Below are 17,427 nucleotides of genomic sequence, written 5' to 3'. Positions count from 1 at the left end.
ATGGAGGCAGCCGATGGAAGATCGTATCCGCATACGTTCTGAAGAGATCCTGTCCGACGACTGGGCGGTTCTGAAGAAGACCGTCCTCGACTATCGCCGCCGCGACGGACAATGGGAGACGCAAATCCGCCAGACTTACGATCGCGGCGATGGCGCGGTGATCCTGCCTTACGATCCCCAGCGTTCGACCGTGCTTCTGGTGCGCCAGTTCCGTTATCCCGCTTACGTCACCGGCCACCGCGAGCCACTCATCGAGGCCTGCGCGGGGCTGCTCGATCAAAACGATCCGGAGACCTGCATCCGCAAGGAGGCTGAGGAAGAGCTCGGCTATCGGCTGAACCATGTGGAGCGGCTGTTCTCGCCCTATATGAGCCCGGGCAGCGTCACCGAGCGGCTCTGGTTCTTCACCGCCCTCTATTCGCCCGCCGACCGCATTTCGGCCGGTGGCGGCGCCGCCGACGAAGGCGAGGACATCGAGGTGCTGGAAATGCCGCTCGACGAGGCTCTGGCCGGCATCGCCGATGGCCGCATCATCGACGCCAAGACCATCATCCTGATCCAGCATCTGAAGCTCAATCCGATCGCTGCTTGACCGACTTCGGTCGCCCTCGGCTCCCGGGGGCCTTGGACGCGTGCGGGACAAAGAATCGGGTGCGGGGCGAATGAAAACGAACGTGTTTTGCACAACGCTTTTTCGGGACTGCATGACACCGATTGACGAGATCGCCTAGGTAGTTGAAACGAAAGGCGCGCGGACGTGGCGGAATTGGTAGACGCAAGGGACTTAAAATCCCTCGATCTCTGATCGTACGGGTTCGATTCCCGTCGTCCGCACCAACCTTGACTCTACTTCAGCGCTCGGCAGGGCCTAAGCGCCATCAGCGGAAACTGCCTTGCGGGTCTTTTCGGCTCGGCGAGCGCGCACCGAGGCGTGCCGTCCGGCAAGAGGTTCTCGGCGAATGTCGCCATGGTCCGCCGCCTTGAAGCGGCGGACCATGCGCTCAATCGCTCACTGGAGGATCTTTACGATCTTGCGCGTGCCGGGATCCACGATAACCGTGCGATTGTCCACGACGACATAGCGATATTTGACGTTGGGAACTTCATGGAGCTCGACCGTGTCGGGCAGGGCGGTCCCGACATTGAGTTCCAGGCCGGGAATCTTGACCGAGGCCAGAGGCTCTTTCTTGACGTACTCCTGTATGACTGTCTCGTCCTGCGGCTGAATGACCACATCCTGTGCGGCGGCGGCACCGATGCCGGTAAGCAGCAGAATTCCCGCTGCGATGGTTGCAAGATCGGTTCTCATTGTTGCTTCCTTTCTTTCTCGTTGAGCTTGCGCGAAGAGCGGTGGGCGCCCGGCGGCTTGCCAGGAATTTGGCAGGGGCTCCCAATGCAGGCCATCGATCAGGAACCATCGTTCGATGGCTTGTCAGGCAATCGCCTTTAGACGAGTGGGTTCCGAACAACCGTAAGTTTGGGCCTTTTGCGCGCTATGACCTGACCTTTAGTCGCATGTTCAATAGGACCGAAGCCCTAGCAGTGGAACTGCTGGTAGGAAGCGTGCGTTGCGTTTGCTGCTGATTTTCCAGAGGAGGCCGATCATGGCAGCTCGCCCCACGGTGATAAATCTGGCGGTGGCGGCGCTGCCGTGGCCATAGTACTCGCGATTATTGCGATTGTTGTCCTGCTCATCTTCATGGGCGTGATAAATGTCGGCGGCGGCGGAAAAGACATCGACGTCAAGATCGACGCTCCCAAAGTCGGGACGCCTTCCACGCCTGCACCGGCAAAGCCGGCGGCGCCAGCCGCTCCGTCGAACGGTGGCTGATGTCAATCCGACGCTTCGTGAGGTTAAGCATGACCCCTGGCTCCATCAAAACTGATGGCCGCGATCGTGTGGAGATCCCTGCCAATGACAATCACATGGCTGGCGTCGAAATCTCCACCGACCCGCTGTTGGACGTTATCGAGAGCGACGACTTCGCCAACGCGCTTTGCGCGAGAGCGGAGCGCTTCGCGACCAAGATGGTCGTGGTAATGGCGATTTGCTGGACATCAACACTGGTCGCCAGTCTTTGTTTTCTACTGGCGCCCTCTTGAAAGGCCGGCCTCGCTTCTTCGGTCTCGACCTCCGCTAGCCCAGGCTGGCGAGGCTTTGTTGAGGGGACGAGCGCCGCATCCCTTTGTTGTCAGCCCGCCGCTTCCTGGACGGCCCGGTGGGTTGGCGATCAGCCGGGCCGAACTGCACAACATTAGTAGTCGCTGTTGTCGATCACCACTGGGTGATGCCGATGGTGACGGTGTTCAATAGAGCCCGTTACGACGACGGTGTCGTGGCGATGATGATGCCGACGACCTTGGTCATAGAAAGCCACTGTGCCATGGCGCCGATGATGGAGGCGCTGCCCCTGATCGTTTATCACGGCCACGTGGCGGTGATGGTGGCGGTGGGTTTTGATGACGACATCGGCCTCTGCCGCCGAAGCGACGATCGGCATCGCAACGAAAATGAGCGCCATGGCACTTGTCAAAAGAGTCGCTTTCATCAGTGTTCTCCATCTTTCGGATCCCTCGGCTACGTCCACGGCAGCCCAAGCCGCACGAGATCTCGATTGAGCTTTCTGCCTTCGAAATGAGCAGGGGCCGCCAACTGTTTGGGGTACGGTTTGATCGGTGACCCCTGCTCTCATGGGCGCATGAAGGGACCGTTGCTGCACCCGTCCAACAAATGGAAGGCTTGCGAGTACGTTCCTCGCAGGAGAGCGGATCGGACCTCTGCTGTAGGTATTCAGACCAAGGTCTGGCGGATGTTCTTGGACCTTCGTCCTCAACTGCGGCTCGACAGCCCTCTTCTCGATGCAATTCCTCAACGGGTGCGCCGTGCGATCAGGCGAGGGCGTTGCCATGGGGAATGCGCGCCTTTGCGCGAGGGCAGGAGCATGACCGCACGCGGCATCAAGCTCCTGCGCGGTCGCGTTCAGACAAGCGGGCGTGACGATACTGGTGCGATCGCGCAATTCCGCGCGCCGCGAGCAATGATAGGGTGTTTGAGCGGCGGATCTGATCCGTCCAGGCCGGCGTCCACCAGCCCCAACCCATCCCCCCGCCCACTGGGGGACGCCGGCCCCTCAGTTTTCCGAATTGCCGTCGCGGACCTGCGACATCGGACCAGATCCTGCCGGGGCTCAGAACTTGTAGCTCAGATTGATGCCGACCGTGTTCAGCTTCACATTCTGGTCGCGGTCGAGAAAATCGTCCGGAGCATCGAAGTGCTCCTTGCTGAAATCGTAGTAGCGATACTGCGCCCCGACGACGAACTTGTCGGTAAGGGCATAGTCGACCCCGGCGCCAACCGTCCAACCGACGCTGGTTCGCGTGTTGTCGAACGAGGTGCCGGCATTTTGCGAGGTTTCGATACCGGCAAAGGCGATGCCGCCGATGCCGTAGATCAGGAACCGGTCCATCGCATAGCCGGCCTTGGCATTGACGGAACCGAACCACTTGACATCCGTGCCGAGCAGATTTCCCGCGCCCAGTTCTTCGGCGCCCTTTGCCGAGGAATAGTTGAGCTCTGCTTCGGCGCCGAGCACCGCCTGGTCGAATTGCCACAGACCGGCGACATGGCCACCGACGAAACCGCCGTCGAGGTCTGGCGAGGCGGCAAACGGCTCGCCCTCGGTTCCCGAAATCTCGGAACTGCCCCAGCCATAACCGCCCTGCAGGCCGGCATAGTAGCCGGTCCAGTCGAAACCGGGCGCGGTCATCGGCACATCGGCCGCAGGCTCGGCTGCGAAAGCCGGGGCGGCCAGAGCGGCAAGAAAACCAGCACTTACAAGCGCTAGGCGGCGCATCGAACTCCCCGAACGAAGAGCTGGAAAGATCCTGGCGGGCACGGTAGCCCGATTTGCGGCAAAACGGTATCGGATTTCTGTGCGGCCGATTTACGCTCTCCTTCGGCCTTCGATAAGAGGCCAGAGGCCCCCCGCGATTCCGTCCGGAATTGCGTAAAACCTTGGAGCAATTCCAGGAAAAGTGTGAGGCTGGTCAAAATGCTGTCGGCTTGGCACAGTCACGCAAACGGGAGTTCCTTCATGGCAAAGAAGCCGGCGGCGCATGCTACGAAACCGAAACCCTGGACCGAAATGGCGACGCATCTGGTCGACGTCGCGATGGGCAGGAAACCCGCCGATCTCGTCATTCGCAATGGACGCTGGGTGAACGTCCATTCGGGCGAGATCATCCCCGGCACCGACATTGCCATTGCCGGCGGCCGCTTCGCTTATTGCGGTCCGAATGCCGGCCACGCCATCGGGCAGGGCACCAAGGTGGTCGATGCCGGCGGGCGCTATCTGGTGCCCGGCCTTTGCGACGCGCACATGCATGTCGAGAGCGGCATGGTGACGGTGACCGAATTCTGCCGCGCGGTGATCCCGCACGGCACGACTTCGATGTTCATCGATCCGCACGAGATCGCCAATGTGCTCGGCCTGCCCGGCGTGCGGCTGATGCATGACGAGGCCGTCGCTATGCCGATCAACGTGCATGTCCAGATGCCATCCTGCGTGCCCTCGGCCCCCGGGCTCGAACATGCCGGCGCCGAACTGACGGTCGCCGACGTCGCCGAGGCGATGGGCTGGGAAAATATCATCGGGCTGGGCGAGGTGATGAATTTCCCCGGCGTCGCCGCCAACGATCCAGTGATGTCGGGCGAGATCGCCGCGACGGTGAAAGCCGGCAAGACCGTCGGCGGGCACTATGCCTCGCGCGATCTCGGCCTGCCGTTCCACGGCTATGTCGCCGGCGGCCCGGAGGACGACCATGAGGGCACGCGCGCCGAGGATGCCATCGCTCGCGTGCGGCAGGGGATGAAGGCGATGCTTCGGCTGGGCTCGGCCTGGTACGACGTCGCCTCGCAGATCAAGGCGGTCACCGAGAGCGGCATCGATCCGCGCAATTTCATCCTGTGCACCGACGACAGCCATTCCGGCACCTTGGTTCATGAAGGGCATATGGACCGCGTGGTCCGTCACGCCATCAGCCAGGGCCTGAAACCGGTGACCGCGATCCAGATGGCGACGCTCAACACCGCTCAGCATTTCCGGCTGGAGCGCGAGATCGGATCGATCGCGCCGGGGCGGCTGGCTGACTTTTTGATCGTCTCGGATCTCGCCGAAATGACCATGGACGAGGTCTATGCGCGCGGCGTCAGGCTGGCCAGGGCCGGCAAGCTCGACGTCGACATTCCGGTCTACGACTATCCCAAGGCGGCGAAGAACACCGTCAAGCTCGGCAAGAAGCTGAAGGCCCACGATTTCGACATCACGGCACCCAAGGGCGCGAACGAAGTCCGGGTCCGGGTTATCGGGGTCATCGAAAATCAGGCACCGACGCGGGCGCTGGAAGCGGATCTCGCCGTCGAGGACGGGCTGGTCGCCATGGATCGCCGCAATGACGTCTGCCAGATCGCGCTGGTCGAGCGTCACAAGGGTACCGGCGGCGTCACCAATGCCTTTGTCTCCGGCTTCGGCTACATCGGCGATTGCGCGATGGCGTCGAGCGTGGCGCATGATGCCCACCACATCATCGTCGTCGGCACCAACAAGCGGGATATGGCGCTGGCGGTCAACCGACTGGGCGAGGTCGGTGGCGGCGTCGTGCTGTTTTCCAAGGGTAAGGAACTGGCGCTGGTCGAAATGCCGATCGCCGGGCTGATGTCGGACGAGCGGGCCGAAATCGTCGCGGCCAAGGCCGACAAATTGACCGAGGCCATGCGCCAGATGGGCTGCTCGCTGAACAACGCCTACATGCAGCACTCGCTGCTGGCGCTGGTCGTCATTCCGGAACTCAGGATTTCCGATGTCGGCCTGGTAGACGTGACGACCTTCCAGAAGGTCGACCTCTTCGTGTAAGAGCAGTTGCGGTCGCTTCGCTCATCCGCCGGTGGCGATCGTCAGCACCTTGAACGGCGTGGTGATGACGATCTCGGCAACCGAGCCGACGGCCTTGCCGAGGTCTTGGCCGAGATTGTTGAGCTGCACTGGAGGTTCGTCCGACGCCAGGCCGGCCGGGGCCCGGAGCCGGTCGCCGAGTAACTGAACCAGGATCGGATTGTCGGCGAATTTGGCGTGGTTCAGCCGGTCGCCACCCTTGGTCTGGCTGAGATCGACCACGGACACGCCATAGCTGGCGAGATCGGCCGCATCGCCATAGTCGCCGACGCGGGGCTTGTCGCCCGAGATCAGGGAAGACAATTTGAGCGCCCGGTCGTCCGCGGAAAGCAGGATGGCGAAGGGTTTGTCCGGCTTGCCGTAGCGGATCATCTGTTTCTTGAACACGTCGACGTCGATGTCGGGCGAGGCCAGGATGACATAACCAAGCTTGCCGTCGAGATCGCGGTCGCCGGTGATGGCAAGCTGGCGCAGCGCCTCCATGGTCACCCATGTTCCCATCGAATGGGCGACGATGTCGATGCTCTTGGCCCGCGTCTTGGCCAGCATCCTGAGCGTTGCCTCGAGGTCGTCACGCGCCGCGTTGGCGCTCTCCTTGTCGTAGATGTAGCCCGTCGTCTTGCCGCTCGAAGCCCAGGAGAACAGCACCGGCGTGCCCGGATATTTCGTGTCGTGCGCGATCTGCGTCAGCCGGTAGATGCCGTCGTCGAAACCATTGTTGAACCCGTGCACGAAAACCAGCGCACGGTCGCCGCGCATGGCGATGTCGGCACCGACCGCCTTGGCGAATTGCGGCGCATCCGCATAGAACGCGACATCCTTGGCAGTGAAATCCTTGGCTGGATTGCTGTTGGCAGACCCTCGGACACGCTCGATCATGCCGACCTTATGGCTTTTCGGCACGGTGACGTCGACCCGGGCGAAGCTGGTGGTCAAGGAGCGATCGCCGTCGAACACCTGCCGCGGGTACTTCGTCGCCTTCTGGCGGGTGGTGGCGACGAATATCTCGTGGGTGGCCGCGATGTCGGACGCGGGTACGGCAACCGTCGTCCTGTTCAGCAGATCGTGCGTGTTTCGGCCGGCGCAGCCTGCGACCAGCAGCGCGAACGCAATGACGATGAAACTCTTCGAATGCACCGTCACACGCCGGCTCCCGCAAAGGAGGACGTCAAACGCGTGACGTCGCTGGATATTTCGATAAGGCCAGAGGCCGGCGCGGTCCAGTTCAAAGTTGGTCGACCGTCGCAAGGCCGAGCGGGCCATGCGAAGCCGCGGCGATGCATCTATTGCCCGAGCAGGCTGATGCGGTCGGTCACGTCGCGGTCGCTGGCAAATCCATCGTCTTCGCGCAGCCGTTGGCCGATCATCTTCACCAGCGCGGGATTGTCGGCGAATTTCGTATGGTTGAAACTGTCCGCTCCCTTGATCTTGGAGAGGTCGACGACCGTTACGCCGTAGGATGCAAGGTCGGCGGCGTCCTTGTAGTCGCCGACACGCGGCCGTGCGCCGGCAATCAGGCCGGAGAGCCTGAGCGCGCGGTCGTCATCGGACAACAACAGGATGAACGGCTTGTTGGGTTTGCCATACCGGCGCATCTGGCTCTTGAACACGTCGACATCGATGTCGGGCGATGCGAGCACGACGTCGCCGAGCTTGCCGCCGAGATCACGGTCGCCGGTGATGGCGAGCTGGCGCAGCGTCTCCATGGTCACCCAGGTTCCCATCGAATGGGCGACGATATCGATGCGCCGCGCGCCGGTCTGCGCCAGCATGCGCAACGTCACTTCGAGCTGGTCGCGCGCGGCGCTGGCGCTTTCCTTGTCGTAGACATAGTCGGTGGTCTTGGCGCCGGATGCCCAGGAAAACAGCACTGGTGTGCCGGGATAGCCGGAATCGTGGACGATCTGGGTCAGGCGGTAAACGGCGTCGTCAAAGCCGGTGTTGTAGCCATGGACGAAGACCATGACGCGGTCGCCGCGCGCCGCGATGTCAGCACTCAGCGCATTGGCGAATTTCGGCTGGGTGTCGTAGCCGACGACCTCGGAGGCCATGAAATACTTGGCCGGATCGTTCGACTTGCCGCGCGAGCGGCGTTCGATCTGCCCGGTCTGGTGGATGCCGGGAACGGTAACGTTGACGCGGGCATAGTTCAGCGTTGCCGATCGCTCGCCATCGAAGACCTTGTTCGGATCGTCGGACTTCTTGCGCGTGGTGGCGATGAAGATGCTGTGATTCCCGGCGATCTCGGTCACCGGCGCTGCCACGATGGCGCTGCCGAGCAGTTCCTGGGTCTGCTGTCCCGCGCAGCCCGCGACAAGCAAGGTTAGGCCAATGGCAAAAATCGTCTTCAACGGCACGTCTGAAATTCCACTCCGGCCCGAAAGGCCAATCGCCTCCGCGAAGTCTCCCCCGACAGCGCAAGTGCGGCGGAAGTAAGTCGTGCCCAGCCGAAAAACGGACGGCGTGCAGCGACCGCCGCCGCAGTGTTGCACGAAAGCCAGATTGGCATCAGGGCGGGCCCCGACGGTCCTTGGCACCCGCATCGATTTCAAGCTGGCCGATGCACGGCATGAACAAACGCCCCCAACTGACTGCAAGCATGTCACGAACGCCCGCCGCATGGGTGCATGAATGACTGGGCAATGGCTTCAGGGGGCAGCCTGTGCAATAGACGGAACCGGGATGCTCGACGGCTAGGCTCGCGGCAAACGGACGTTCCGCGGCCAATGGATGATAGACATTCCCAAACGACATGCGTTCAAGGTGGCTTTCCGATGACCAGCTTCTCTTCCCGTGTTGCCATCGCTGCTTCCGCGATCCGCCGGATCTTTCCGGAAACGCCGCTGCAGGAGAACGACTACCTGTCGAAGAAGACCGGCGCGCGGGTGCTTTTGAAGCGCGAGGACCTGAGCCCGGTGCGCTCCTACAAGATCCGCGGCGCCTTCAACTTCTTCCGCAAGGCACTGGGCGAGGGCAACCAGGCCGAACTGTTCGTCTGCGCTTCCGCAGGCAACCATGCGCAGGGTTTCGCCTTCGTCTGCCGCCATTTCGGCAAAAAGGGCGTTGTGTTCATGCCGGTAACGACGCCGCAGCAGAAGATCGACAAGACGCGGCTGTTCGGCGGCGACTTCGTCGAGATCAGGCTAGTCGGCGATTTCTTCGACGATTGCTATCGCGCCGCCATCGAATTCACCGAAAGCGACGGCGCCCATATGGTGCCGCCCTTCGACCACAAGGACATCATCGAGGGACAGGCGACGGTCGCCTATGAGATCGCCAACCAGATGCCCGGTGCGCGTATGCCCGATATCGTCATGCTGCCGGTCGGCGGCGGAGGTCTGGCTGCCGGGGTGACGCACTACTTCGCCGATCAGGGGCGTGAGGCGCGCTTCGTCTTTTGCGAACCGGCAGGGGCGCCAAGCCTGCGCGAGAGCCTTGCGGCGGGAAAACGGCTCAAACTCGCCAAGGTCGACAATTTCGTCGACGGCGCGGCGGTCGCCGAAATCGGCCGTGAGCCCCTGCGGCACCTCAAGGACTTCGCCGCCGAGACGGTGCGGCTGATCCCGGAAAACCGGCTCTGCGCGACCATGATCGAAATGCTCAATGTCGAGGGCGTGGTGCTGGAACCGGCCGGTGCGCTGGCTATCGATGCGCTGAAGGATTTTTCCAGGAAGGAAATCCGCGGCAAGACCATCGTGGCCGTGGTTTCGGGTGGGAATTTCGATTTCGAACGGCTGCCGGACGTCAAGGAACGGGCACTGCGCTTCGAGGGCCTGAAGAAATACTTCATCATCCGTTTTCCGCAGCGGCCGGGCGCGCTGCGCGACTTCCTTGAAATGCTGGGGCCGGACGACGACATCGCCCGGTTCGAATATCTGAAGAAGTCGGCACGCAATTTCGGCTCGGTTCTGATCGGTATCGAAACCAAGGCTCGCCGCAATTTCGACCTGCTGAAAGCGAATTTCGAGGCCGAAGGCGTCCAGTATCAAGACATCACCGACAACGAGACATTGGCCGGGTTCATCATATGAGCGGAAACGTCTTCATCGCCCTGTTTTCAGGCATCAATGTCGGCGGCAACCGCATCGTCAAGATGGCCGAGTTGCGGGCGTTCTTCGAGGATCTCGGGTTTTGCGATGTCGCTACCTACGTGCAGAGCGGCAATGCGGTGTTCCGAACCAAGGAGGGTGACGCCGCCGCGCTGACCAAACAGATCGAAGCGGCTTTCGAGGAGAAATGGGGTTTTCATTCGCGCATTATGGTACGCGATCTCGGCTGGCTCGAACGGCTGGTCAGGGAAAATCCCTATCCGGAGATTGCCGAGGAGCCGACCAAGCTGCACGCGTATGTGCTGGAGCGCGCGCCGACCGCCGAGGAGGCGGCACGGCTGGCCGAAAGATGTACGGGTCCGGAACGGTTCGAGATCAAGGGCGACGCGCTTTATCTGCACGCACCCGAGGGGCTCGGCAAATCGGTGTTTGCCAATCTCATTCCACGCGTGCTGAAGGTACCGGGCACCGCGCGCAACTGGCGCTCCGTGCTGGCGCTGCTGGAGATGGCCGGCAAGCCGGCGGCGGCTGATTGATGCCTGCCGTAATGCGCAGAGAAGGGCCTATGCCGCCTCGGCGCGTTTCCAGTCGAACGTCAGCTCCTCGCGAAACGCAAAGCGTTTGATGTGGTCGGCGACGACGCTTTCGAGGCGCTCGATGGAGCCGGAGTCGTCGCTCGATACGGTGATGTGCAGCGCAGCTCCATCGGCATCCATGATGGTGCGATGGCGCCATGATTGGGATCGAATTCCACGGGGAATTTGTGGGCCCAATGTTTGCACAATTGCTGCAGATAATGGCTTGCATGTGCGGTGGTGACATCGGCATGGCTGATCGTCATGAAGGGATCTCCGAGGGTGAAACGCACGAAACGGCGCCCGCTTTCGAGGCGGGCGCTATCGCCGCATAGATAGGCGCAACCTCGCCCGCCGCCATAGGCCGGCTGCCGACCGCTCGAAAAGGTGATCGATCACCAGCTTCCGGTGTTCGGCATCGACGCCCATGGTTCGGCCTTTGCCTTCGCCGGACCTTTCTGCAGAAGTTCGATCGAGATTCCGTCAGGCGACCTGACGAAAGCCATGTTGCCGTCGCGCGGCGGCCGGTTGATGGTGACGCCGCTGTCCATCAGCCGCTGGCAGGTGGCGTAGATGTCGTCGACCTCATAGGCGAGGTGGCCGAAATTGCGGCCGCCCTTGTAGTCTTCCGGGTCCCAATTGTAGGTGAGCTCGACCAGCGGTGCTTTCTCGTCGATGCCGCTTTGCTCGTCCTCAGGCGCGGCCAGGAAGATCAGCGTATAGCGGCCCTGCTCGTTCTCGTAGCGGCGCACTTCCTTCAGGCCGAGCTTGTTGCAGTAGAAATCGAGCGAAGCATCGATGTCGGCGACGCGGACCATGGTGTGCAGATAGCGCATGTGATTTCCTCGACTTGTTGGGTTGCGGCGCAACATAGGGGCGGGCCGTCCAAAGGGCAAACCCCAGGCGGCCGCCGGCGCCGCCAAAGAACAAATCCGGTATTCGCATAATGAACCGTGAAAAAAGGCACGTCAGGTCTTGCACACACCGGAAGCCGCAGTGTTAATCTGGTGTCAAGAATCAGTTGCGGTGTTCTTGAAAAAAGGGGGCATTCTTATGGGGGAAAAGGCCTCTTTGACGGGGCGGTCCGAAACCCTTGGCGACGCCATGAAGCGCGACGAAGGCGGCGATGCCGTCGATCTGACCGAAATATCCGGCGCCATCAAGTGGTTCGATGTAGCCAAGGGCTATGGCTTCATCCTCCCGGATGACGGCGTTTCAGGCGACATCCTCCTCCATGTGACATGCCTTAGACGGGATGGTTTCCAGACTGCTCTGGAGGGAGCGCGCGTTGTCTGTCTCGTCAAGCAGGGCGAGCGCGGATTGCAGGCTTTTCGCGTTCTCTCGATGGATGTCACCACAGCGGTCCATCCCGCCGAAATGCAGGAACAGCGCACCCATGTCTCGGTGACACCCGAAAGCGGGCTGGAACGTGCCTTGGTGAAGTGGTTCAACCGCACCAAGGGGTTTGGTTTCCTGACCCGGGGCGAGGGCACTGAGGACATCTTCGTCCATATGGAGACCTTGCGTCGCTACGGCATCACCGAGCTTCGGCCGGGGCAGGTCGTGCTTGTCCGCTTCGGGCGTGGCGACAAAGGCCTTATGGCTGCCGAAATCCACCCCGATATGGGAACCTTGCCGGTCGCGCATTAGGGCGGTTGCCGAGGATTTTCGCATGACACATAGGAACTGGCTGACGGCGGGCGCAATGTGCGTCCTGACTGCCGTCATCGTCGCCGCGGGCGCCTATTTCTATTCGCCCACACCGACGGCGGCCGACAGCCGGGTGATGATCCTGCCGGTCGACCCGACGCCGCTGGTCGTGGCGACGAAAGACGGGGATCGCTCCTTTTCCATCGAAATCGCCGACACCGACGCTGAACGCGAGGCTGGCTTGATGTATCGCCAGGATATGGCGGACGATCACGGCATGTTGTTCGTCTTCGATATGCAGCAGCAGGTCAATTTCTGGATGCAGAACACGCCGATGCCGCTTGACCTGATTTTTATCGGCCAGGATGGCAAGATCCGGGCGGTCAAGCACGGTGAGCCGCAATCCCAGGCCCTGATTTCGCCTGGCGTGCCGGTGCGCTTCGTGCTTGAGCTCAAGGCGGGCACAGCCGCGAGGAACGGTATCGACTATGGCGACCTCGTGCGCCATCCGGCCGTTGGCACCGTATCGGGCCCCGGCATGCCTCCATCGGACAATGGCGATGCGCCGAACGGCGGTGGCGGTTGAGGACGCGGGCGGTATAGCCGATGCAGTTTTTTTCCCATGACGGGTTCGATATCGCCTTCCTCGATCGCCAGCCGGGATCGGGCCGGGGAGATCCTGTGCTGATGATCCATGGCTTTGCCTCCAGCCACTACGTCAACTGGGTTTCGCCCGGTTGGTTCAAGACGCTGAACGATGCCGGCTACCGCGCTATTGCGCTGGACAATCGCGGCCACGGCTCGTCATCGAAAAGCTATGAAGAGGCAGACTACACCCCGGCCCGGATGGCCTCGGACGCGGCTGCCTTGCTCGATCATCTCGGCATCGGGCGCGCCCATGTCATGGGCTATTCGATGGGCGCGAGGATAGCGGCATTCCTGGCGCTGTCGGATCCCGACAAGGTGGCGACGCTGGTTTTCGGCGGTCTCGGCATCGGCATGATCGACGGCGTCGGCGATTGGGATCCGATCGCTGCAGCCCTTCTTGCCGACGATCCGGCCCAGACCACCCATCCCCGCGGCCGTTCGTTTCGCGCCTTCGCCGACCAGACCCGCAGCGACCGTCGGGCGCTCGCGGCCTGCATCGCCACCTCCCGCGAGTTGCTGAGCGAGGACGACATTGCCCGGATCGCCCAGCCGACGCTGATCGCCGTCGGCACCACGGACGACATTGGCGGCTCGCCCGACGAGCTTGCCGCGCTGATGCCCAATGCCAGGGCTTTCCACATCGAGGGCCGCGACCACATGCTGGCTGTTGGCGACAAGACCTTCAAGCGGCGTGTGCTGGAATTCTACGCCGAAAATCCGCTTTGACCCGGCGCAAGAGCCCGATAAACCTGAGGCACAAGCCCGATATCACGCCGGTTTTTGCAGCGCTTGAAGCGACCGGGTGAGATTCAGCCTGGCCTGCCGCTCGAAACGCCGGCGGAATTCCTCGCTGTGGAAGATGTGCGGGCGGGTCAGGAAGCTGTTCAGCACCGCGCCGCGTCCGGCCCGCCACATCGGCTCCTCCACCCATTGATATTCGGCGCGGATCGCGCGCTCATAGGCATCGAATGCGTCCGGCGCTGCGCCCAGGATCGACAAGTCCATGTCCAAGAAAAGAGCGGCGTCACGCACCGCGACCGTGTCCTCGAAGTCCGGCAATTGGTGTGTTGCGGTGGCAAGGATCATGGCGCTGATGCGGCCGAGGCGCTCGGCGTCGAGGCGGTCCGCGAGTTTTTTCTCCGCGAGCGCCGCGCTTTGCGCCTCATTGTCCTTGGCACGGCTGTCGTAAACGGCGTCGTGGAACCAGATCGCCGCCTCGACGGCTTCGGGATCGCCGAGCAGCTCCCGGTATTGGCCGGCGAGCGCCAGCATCGCCTCAATATGGGCAAGGTTGTGGTAATGGCGGTCCTCTCCCTCATAGAGGGCGGAGAGCTCGCGTTTGAGGGCATTGTCGAGCAAGCGTTCATTTTCCATGGCGGCTTGAATTCCCGCGAACCAAATCCATTTGACAAAGCACTAAGGAAAATTGAGTTCAATCGTGCTATGATCTGGCTTATATGTGCGGCCCGATATTAGGCAAGGCGGCAGGACGACGTCGATGAACAGCATCAGCATTTCCCGACACAGCGCGTTGCAGCCGGTCGATCCGATCTGGCGCTCGATCCGTGACGAAGCGATGGACGCGGTCAATCGCGACCCGCTGCTCGCCGCCTTCCTCTATTCGACCATCCTCAATCAGGAGAGCCTGGAGGAGGCAGTCATCCACCGGCTGGCCGAGCGGTTGGCGCACCAGGACATAGGCTCCGATCTCATCCGCCAGACCTTCAAGTCGATGTTGGCCGACGACAAGGATTGGCCGACCACCGTGCGTGTCGATATCCAGGCCTATTACGACCGCGACCCGGCCTGCGACCGCTTCATCATGCCGGTGCTCTACTTCAAGGGGTTTCACGCCATCCAGACCCACAGGCTGGCGCATTGGCTGTGGAACCAAGGGCGCAAGGATTTTGCGCTCTATCTGCAAAGCCGTTCGTCTTCGGTCTTCCAGACCGATATCAATCCGGCGGCCCGCATCGGCAAGGGCATCTTCATCGACCACGCCACCGGTCTGGTCGTCGGCGAGACAGCGGTCATCGAGGACGACGTGTCGATCCTGCACGGTGTCACGCTCGGCGGCACCGGCAAGGCCGGCGGCGACCGTCACCCAAAGATCCGTCGTGGCGTGCTGATCGGCGCCGGCGCCAAGATCCTCGGCAACATCGAAATCGGCCATTGCTCCAAGATCGCAGCCGGTTCGGTGGTGCTTTCGCCGGTGCCGCACAACAAGACGGTCGCGGGCGTGCCGGCTCGCGTCGTCGGCGAGACCGGTTGTGACCAGCCGTCGCGCCAGATGGACCAGCTTCTGCCGTCGCAGACGATGGACCAGGTCGTCAGCTTCGACATCTGATTTTCACCGCGGGGCGTCGCGGAGTTTCGCACTGCTCGCGCCGAGGGGTCCGATTGCCGTGCAATACGGCGAGCTTGCCTTTACATCGCCATCGTCGACGTGTCAGAAGCGCCGTTCAAACGAGCAAGCCGATGATCGGAGAAGACTGTTGAAGCCTGACGAAATCAGAAAGCTGGACGCCTATTTCAAGCGCGTCTTCCAGAACCCCAAGCTCGAGGTCAAGGCACGGCCGCGCAAAGAGGATTCGGCCGAAGTCTACGTCGGCGACGAATTCCTCGGCATCGTCTTCAAGGACGAGGATGACGGCGACTATAATTTCTCGATGGCGATCCTCGACATCGATCTGGGCTGAATCCCACCATCCCATGGCGGTGCCGGACGCAAGCGCGGCCGGCCTTCCCGTCAATGTCCCGTCTTCAGGACACGCCCGGCCTCGGCGGTGATTGCCGCGTCAAGGGCCTGCCAATCCCCCAGAAATTCTTTCGGGAAGCGATAGGTGAGGCTGAGATCCTCGCCGACATGGATGTCGCGCTCGCAAGGCGCTAGCGATTGTTCGGCTGCCGGCCCACTCAGGCAGCGGGCCACGAACGGGTCCTTGCCGGGCCGGTTGCCGACAACGAGCACCTCGTTGAGGTAACCTGATTTCGCGTTGAAACCGTAAATCGTCGTGCCGCCCGGACCTGCCGTGCCGGGCTGCACGATCAGCGCGCTGTAGATCGGCCCGAAACGTCCGCTCATGTCGCGAGACATCATCTGCTGTTCGAAGGACAGGAAGACGATGCTTTTGGCCGGCCCCGTGTGATTGAAATCGCCGCGGGCAGCTTCGCTGTAGCCATCCATCTGGGGGTAGCGCAAATAGAGATCGAGCCGCGAGGCGATCCCGTCGCGCCGCGCCTGCTCGAAACGCATGAAATTGGCGGGCACGACGATGACATTGTTGCCGATCACCACCTTGCGCATCGTCGCATCATCCGTGTAGCCGGCCATGGCGATCGAATGGCCGACCCATTTGCCGCCAAGGCTGATTGCGACCGACAGCAGGGCGAGTGCCGCGAAGGCGTAGAACACCCGCTTCATCAGCGTGGAATCGACCACGGTGAATTCGAGGTCTTCGGCGATCGCTGCCTGCTTCATCTCTGTCCCCGGATTCCTGTCCCGTGACGGCACGCATCGCACGGCACGGCTCTTGCAGTCCTTCCAGCGACTGTGCGATTTCATGGTAAACGGAAGGTAAAGATGGGCCCGGTTGAGCTAACTGCGTTCGCTTTTCTTGTCGGGTTGACGGCTTGCGGGCTGGTCGGATCGGCGATGGAGTTGGTTGCCGGGCGCAAGGTCGCGTTCACCGAGCCTTATGTGTCCTCCGCGCACGTACTGCGTTCGCTCGCCGCCACGGCGTGCGCCGGGCCGTTCATGCTGCTCAACGATGCCTTGGACGCCCGCCGCGAGGGGCGCATTTCGTCTGTGGCGCTGGTCTCCTGCGGCTGCACGGCGGTGGCCTGGATGCTGGCGCTCGGCATCGTCCTCGTCGCCATTGCGTGTTGGGGGGCTGCCAACCTAGGGTCGTTCGGCTTCCAGGCTTGAAACGAATCGGAGACCGGAAATGCCGCTTTATGCGATCGATGGCACAGAACCAAGCTTCGCGGATGCGGATTCAAACTGGATCGCGTCCGATGCGACCCTGATCGGCGATATCAGGATCGGCCGCAATGCCGGCTTCTGGTTCGGTGTCGTCATTCGCGGCGACAATGAACCTGTCGTGATCGGCGCCGACACCAACGTGCAGGAGCACACGGTCATGCACACCGATCCAGGCTTCCCGCTGACCATTGGCGAAGGCTGCACGATTGGACACCGGGCCATACTGCATGGCTGCACCATTGGCGACAACAGCCTGATAGGCATGGGCGCAATCGTGCTCAACGGCGCTAGGATCGGCAAAAACACACTGGTCGGCGCCGGCGCGCTGGTCACCGAAGGCAAGGAATTCCCTGACAATTCGCTGATCGTCGGCTCGCCGGCCAAGGCGATCAGGGTGCTCGACGAGGCGGCGATCGCGAGGCTGCGAGCCTCGGCCGCGCACTATGTCGCCAACGGCAAGCGGTTCAAGGCGGGGTTGAAGAAGGTCTAGGCCTCCGCCAGAAATGGCGGAGCCGGCCCGGGGACGGGGCCGGCTCCTTAGACCCGGTCGTTGGGACGGGGAGGGTGGG

At 62.1% G+C, this 17,427-nt stretch carries 22 protein-coding genes, 1 tRNA gene and 1 pseudogene; 14 read left to right on the top strand and 10 right to left on the bottom strand.

What is annotated here, in order from left to right; translation table 11 throughout:
- Positions 1-13 precede the first annotated feature (13 nt).
- Together LB566_RS00120 and LB566_RS00115 are read left to right on the top strand one after the other, a co-directional pair.
- Entirely contained in the window at positions 14-592 is a 579-nt protein-coding gene (locus LB566_RS00120; RefSeq protein WP_140548808.1) for an NUDIX domain-containing protein, read from the top strand.
- 159 nt (positions 593-751) lie between these two features.
- Positions 752-837, top strand: a tRNA-Leu gene (locus LB566_RS00115).
- A 172-nt stretch (positions 838-1,009) separates the two neighbouring features.
- Here the strand turns inward: LB566_RS00115 and LB566_RS00110 are convergent.
- Complete coding sequence (locus tag LB566_RS00110) at positions 1,010-1,309, bottom strand: DUF1236 domain-containing protein (RefSeq protein ID WP_224622339.1); 300 nt, start codon at positions 1,307-1,309, stop codon at positions 1,010-1,012.
- Positions 1,310-1,519: 210 nt separating this feature from the next.
- Positions 1,520-1,837 carry a hypothetical protein gene (locus LB566_RS00105; protein WP_224622337.1) on the bottom strand — a complete coding sequence of 106 codons (318 nt, stop codon included), beginning with the start codon at positions 1,835-1,837 and terminating at the stop codon, positions 1,520-1,522.
- A 23-nt stretch (positions 1,838-1,860) separates the two neighbouring features.
- Between LB566_RS00105 and LB566_RS00100 the strand changes: the two genes are divergently transcribed.
- Entirely contained in the window at positions 1,861-2,103 is a 243-nt protein-coding gene (locus tag LB566_RS00100; RefSeq protein WP_224622335.1) for a hypothetical protein, read from the top strand.
- Positions 2,104-2,255: 152 nt separating this feature from the next.
- On the opposite strand, the gene LB566_RS00095 is transcribed toward LB566_RS00100, so the two are convergent.
- Together LB566_RS00095 and LB566_RS00090 are read right to left on the bottom strand one after the other, a co-directional pair.
- Positions 2,256-2,549 (bottom strand): hypothetical protein, encoded by a 294-nt coding sequence (locus tag LB566_RS00095; RefSeq protein ID WP_140548802.1) that lies wholly within the window; start codon positions 2,547-2,549, stop codon positions 2,256-2,258.
- A gap of 639 nt (positions 2,550-3,188) precedes the next feature.
- On the bottom strand, positions 3,189-3,854 hold the full coding sequence (locus LB566_RS00090; RefSeq protein ID WP_224622333.1) for an outer membrane protein: 666 nt from the start codon (positions 3,852-3,854) through the stop codon (positions 3,189-3,191).
- A 240-nt stretch (positions 3,855-4,094) separates the two neighbouring features.
- Between LB566_RS00090 and ade the strand changes: the two genes are divergently transcribed.
- Positions 4,095-5,912 carry an adenine deaminase gene (gene ade, locus LB566_RS00085; RefSeq protein WP_224622331.1) on the top strand — a complete coding sequence of 606 codons (1,818 nt, stop codon included), beginning with the start codon at positions 4,095-4,097 and terminating at the stop codon, positions 5,910-5,912.
- A 21-nt stretch (positions 5,913-5,933) separates the two neighbouring features.
- On the opposite strand, the gene LB566_RS00080 is transcribed toward ade, so the two are convergent.
- On the bottom strand, positions 5,934-7,094 hold the full coding sequence (locus LB566_RS00080; RefSeq protein ID WP_224622329.1) for an alpha/beta hydrolase: 1,161 nt from the start codon (positions 7,092-7,094) through the stop codon (positions 5,934-5,936).
- A 140-nt stretch (positions 7,095-7,234) separates the two neighbouring features.
- Complete coding sequence (locus LB566_RS00075) at positions 7,235-8,308, bottom strand: alpha/beta hydrolase (RefSeq protein ID WP_140548794.1); 1,074 nt, start codon at positions 8,306-8,308, stop codon at positions 7,235-7,237.
- A 417-nt stretch (positions 8,309-8,725) separates the two neighbouring features.
- On the opposite strand from LB566_RS00075, the gene ilvA reads away from it, so the two are divergent.
- Positions 8,726-9,982: a threonine ammonia-lyase IlvA gene (ilvA, locus tag LB566_RS00070; protein ID WP_224622327.1), complete on the top strand. Its 1,257-nt coding sequence runs from the start codon at positions 8,726-8,728 to the stop codon at positions 9,980-9,982.
- Positions 9,979-10,536, top strand: coding sequence for a DUF1697 domain-containing protein (locus LB566_RS00065; RefSeq protein WP_224622325.1), 558 nt, complete (start codon positions 9,979-9,981; stop codon positions 10,534-10,536). Before ilvA ends, LB566_RS00065 begins: the two co-directional genes overlap by 4 nt.
- A gap of 27 nt (positions 10,537-10,563) precedes the next feature.
- On the opposite strand, the pseudogene LB566_RS00060 reads toward LB566_RS00065, so the two are convergent.
- Positions 10,564-10,784: pseudogene (locus tag LB566_RS00060) on the bottom strand (DUF2218 domain-containing protein).
- Here LB566_RS00060 and LB566_RS00055 point away from each other — a divergent pair.
- Positions 10,734-10,910, top strand: a complete 177-nt coding sequence (locus tag LB566_RS00055; RefSeq protein WP_224623644.1) for a hypothetical protein — start codon at positions 10,734-10,736, stop codon at positions 10,908-10,910. The pseudogene LB566_RS00060 and the gene LB566_RS00055 overlap by 51 nt on opposite strands.
- Before the next feature lie 60 nt (positions 10,911-10,970).
- On the opposite strand, the gene gloA is transcribed toward LB566_RS00055, so the two are convergent.
- A complete protein-coding gene (gloA, locus tag LB566_RS00050) occupies positions 10,971-11,411 on the bottom strand; it encodes a lactoylglutathione lyase (protein ID WP_224622323.1) in 441 nt (146 codons plus the stop codon).
- A gap of 268 nt (positions 11,412-11,679) precedes the next feature.
- Between gloA and LB566_RS00045 the strand changes: the two genes are divergently transcribed.
- Genes LB566_RS00045 through LB566_RS00035 form a run of 3 tightly spaced genes read left to right on the top strand, consistent with a single transcriptional unit; the run spans position 11,680 to position 13,599 of the window.
- The gene (locus LB566_RS00045; RefSeq protein WP_181165163.1) at positions 11,680-12,225 is read left to right on the top strand and encodes a cold-shock protein; all 546 of its coding nucleotides are present in this window, start codon (positions 11,680-11,682) and stop codon (positions 12,223-12,225) included.
- Between the two features lie 22 nt (positions 12,226-12,247).
- Entirely contained in the window at positions 12,248-12,811 is a 564-nt protein-coding gene (locus tag LB566_RS00040) for a DUF192 domain-containing protein (protein WP_224622321.1), read from the top strand.
- A 20-nt stretch (positions 12,812-12,831) separates the two neighbouring features.
- Entirely contained in the window at positions 12,832-13,599 is a 768-nt protein-coding gene (locus LB566_RS00035) for an alpha/beta fold hydrolase (RefSeq protein WP_224622319.1), read from the top strand.
- A gap of 42 nt (positions 13,600-13,641) precedes the next feature.
- On the opposite strand, the gene LB566_RS00030 is transcribed toward LB566_RS00035, so the two are convergent.
- The gene (locus LB566_RS00030; RefSeq protein ID WP_224622317.1) at positions 13,642-14,247 is read right to left on the bottom strand and encodes a hypothetical protein; all 606 of its coding nucleotides are present in this window, start codon (positions 14,245-14,247) and stop codon (positions 13,642-13,644) included.
- A 124-nt stretch (positions 14,248-14,371) separates the two neighbouring features.
- Between LB566_RS00030 and cysE the strand changes: the two genes are divergently transcribed.
- Both cysE and LB566_RS00020 read left to right on the top strand, forming a co-directional pair.
- Positions 14,372-15,220 (top strand): serine O-acetyltransferase, encoded by an 849-nt coding sequence (gene cysE / locus LB566_RS00025; protein WP_140493699.1) that lies wholly within the window; start codon positions 14,372-14,374, stop codon positions 15,218-15,220.
- A 148-nt stretch (positions 15,221-15,368) separates the two neighbouring features.
- On the top strand, positions 15,369-15,572 hold the full coding sequence (locus LB566_RS00020; RefSeq protein WP_019857879.1) for a DUF3126 family protein: 204 nt from the start codon (positions 15,369-15,371) through the stop codon (positions 15,570-15,572).
- 50 nt (positions 15,573-15,622) lie between these two features.
- Here the strand turns inward: LB566_RS00020 and LB566_RS00015 are convergent, their stop codons facing one another.
- Positions 15,623-16,354: a hypothetical protein gene (locus LB566_RS00015; protein WP_224622315.1), complete on the bottom strand. Its 732-nt coding sequence runs from the start codon at positions 16,352-16,354 to the stop codon at positions 15,623-15,625.
- 102 nt (positions 16,355-16,456) lie between these two features.
- Here LB566_RS00015 and LB566_RS00010 point away from each other — a divergent pair, with 102 nt between their 5' ends.
- Together LB566_RS00010 and LB566_RS00005 are read left to right on the top strand one after the other, a co-directional pair.
- Positions 16,457-16,801 (top strand): DUF6949 family protein, encoded by a 345-nt coding sequence (locus LB566_RS00010; RefSeq protein WP_140548776.1) that lies wholly within the window; start codon positions 16,457-16,459, stop codon positions 16,799-16,801.
- A 19-nt stretch (positions 16,802-16,820) separates the two neighbouring features.
- Positions 16,821-17,348, top strand: coding sequence for a gamma carbonic anhydrase family protein (locus tag LB566_RS00005; RefSeq protein ID WP_224622313.1), 528 nt, complete (start codon positions 16,821-16,823; stop codon positions 17,346-17,348).
- Positions 17,349-17,427: the final 79 nt, after the last annotated feature.

Source organism: Mesorhizobium sp. CA13 (genome assembly GCF_020165235.1).
Taxonomy (GTDB): Bacteria; Pseudomonadota; Alphaproteobacteria; order Rhizobiales; family Rhizobiaceae; genus Mesorhizobium.
Note: the sequence above shows the minus strand (reverse complement) of the source record. Positions and strands in the feature narration are given on the sequence as shown.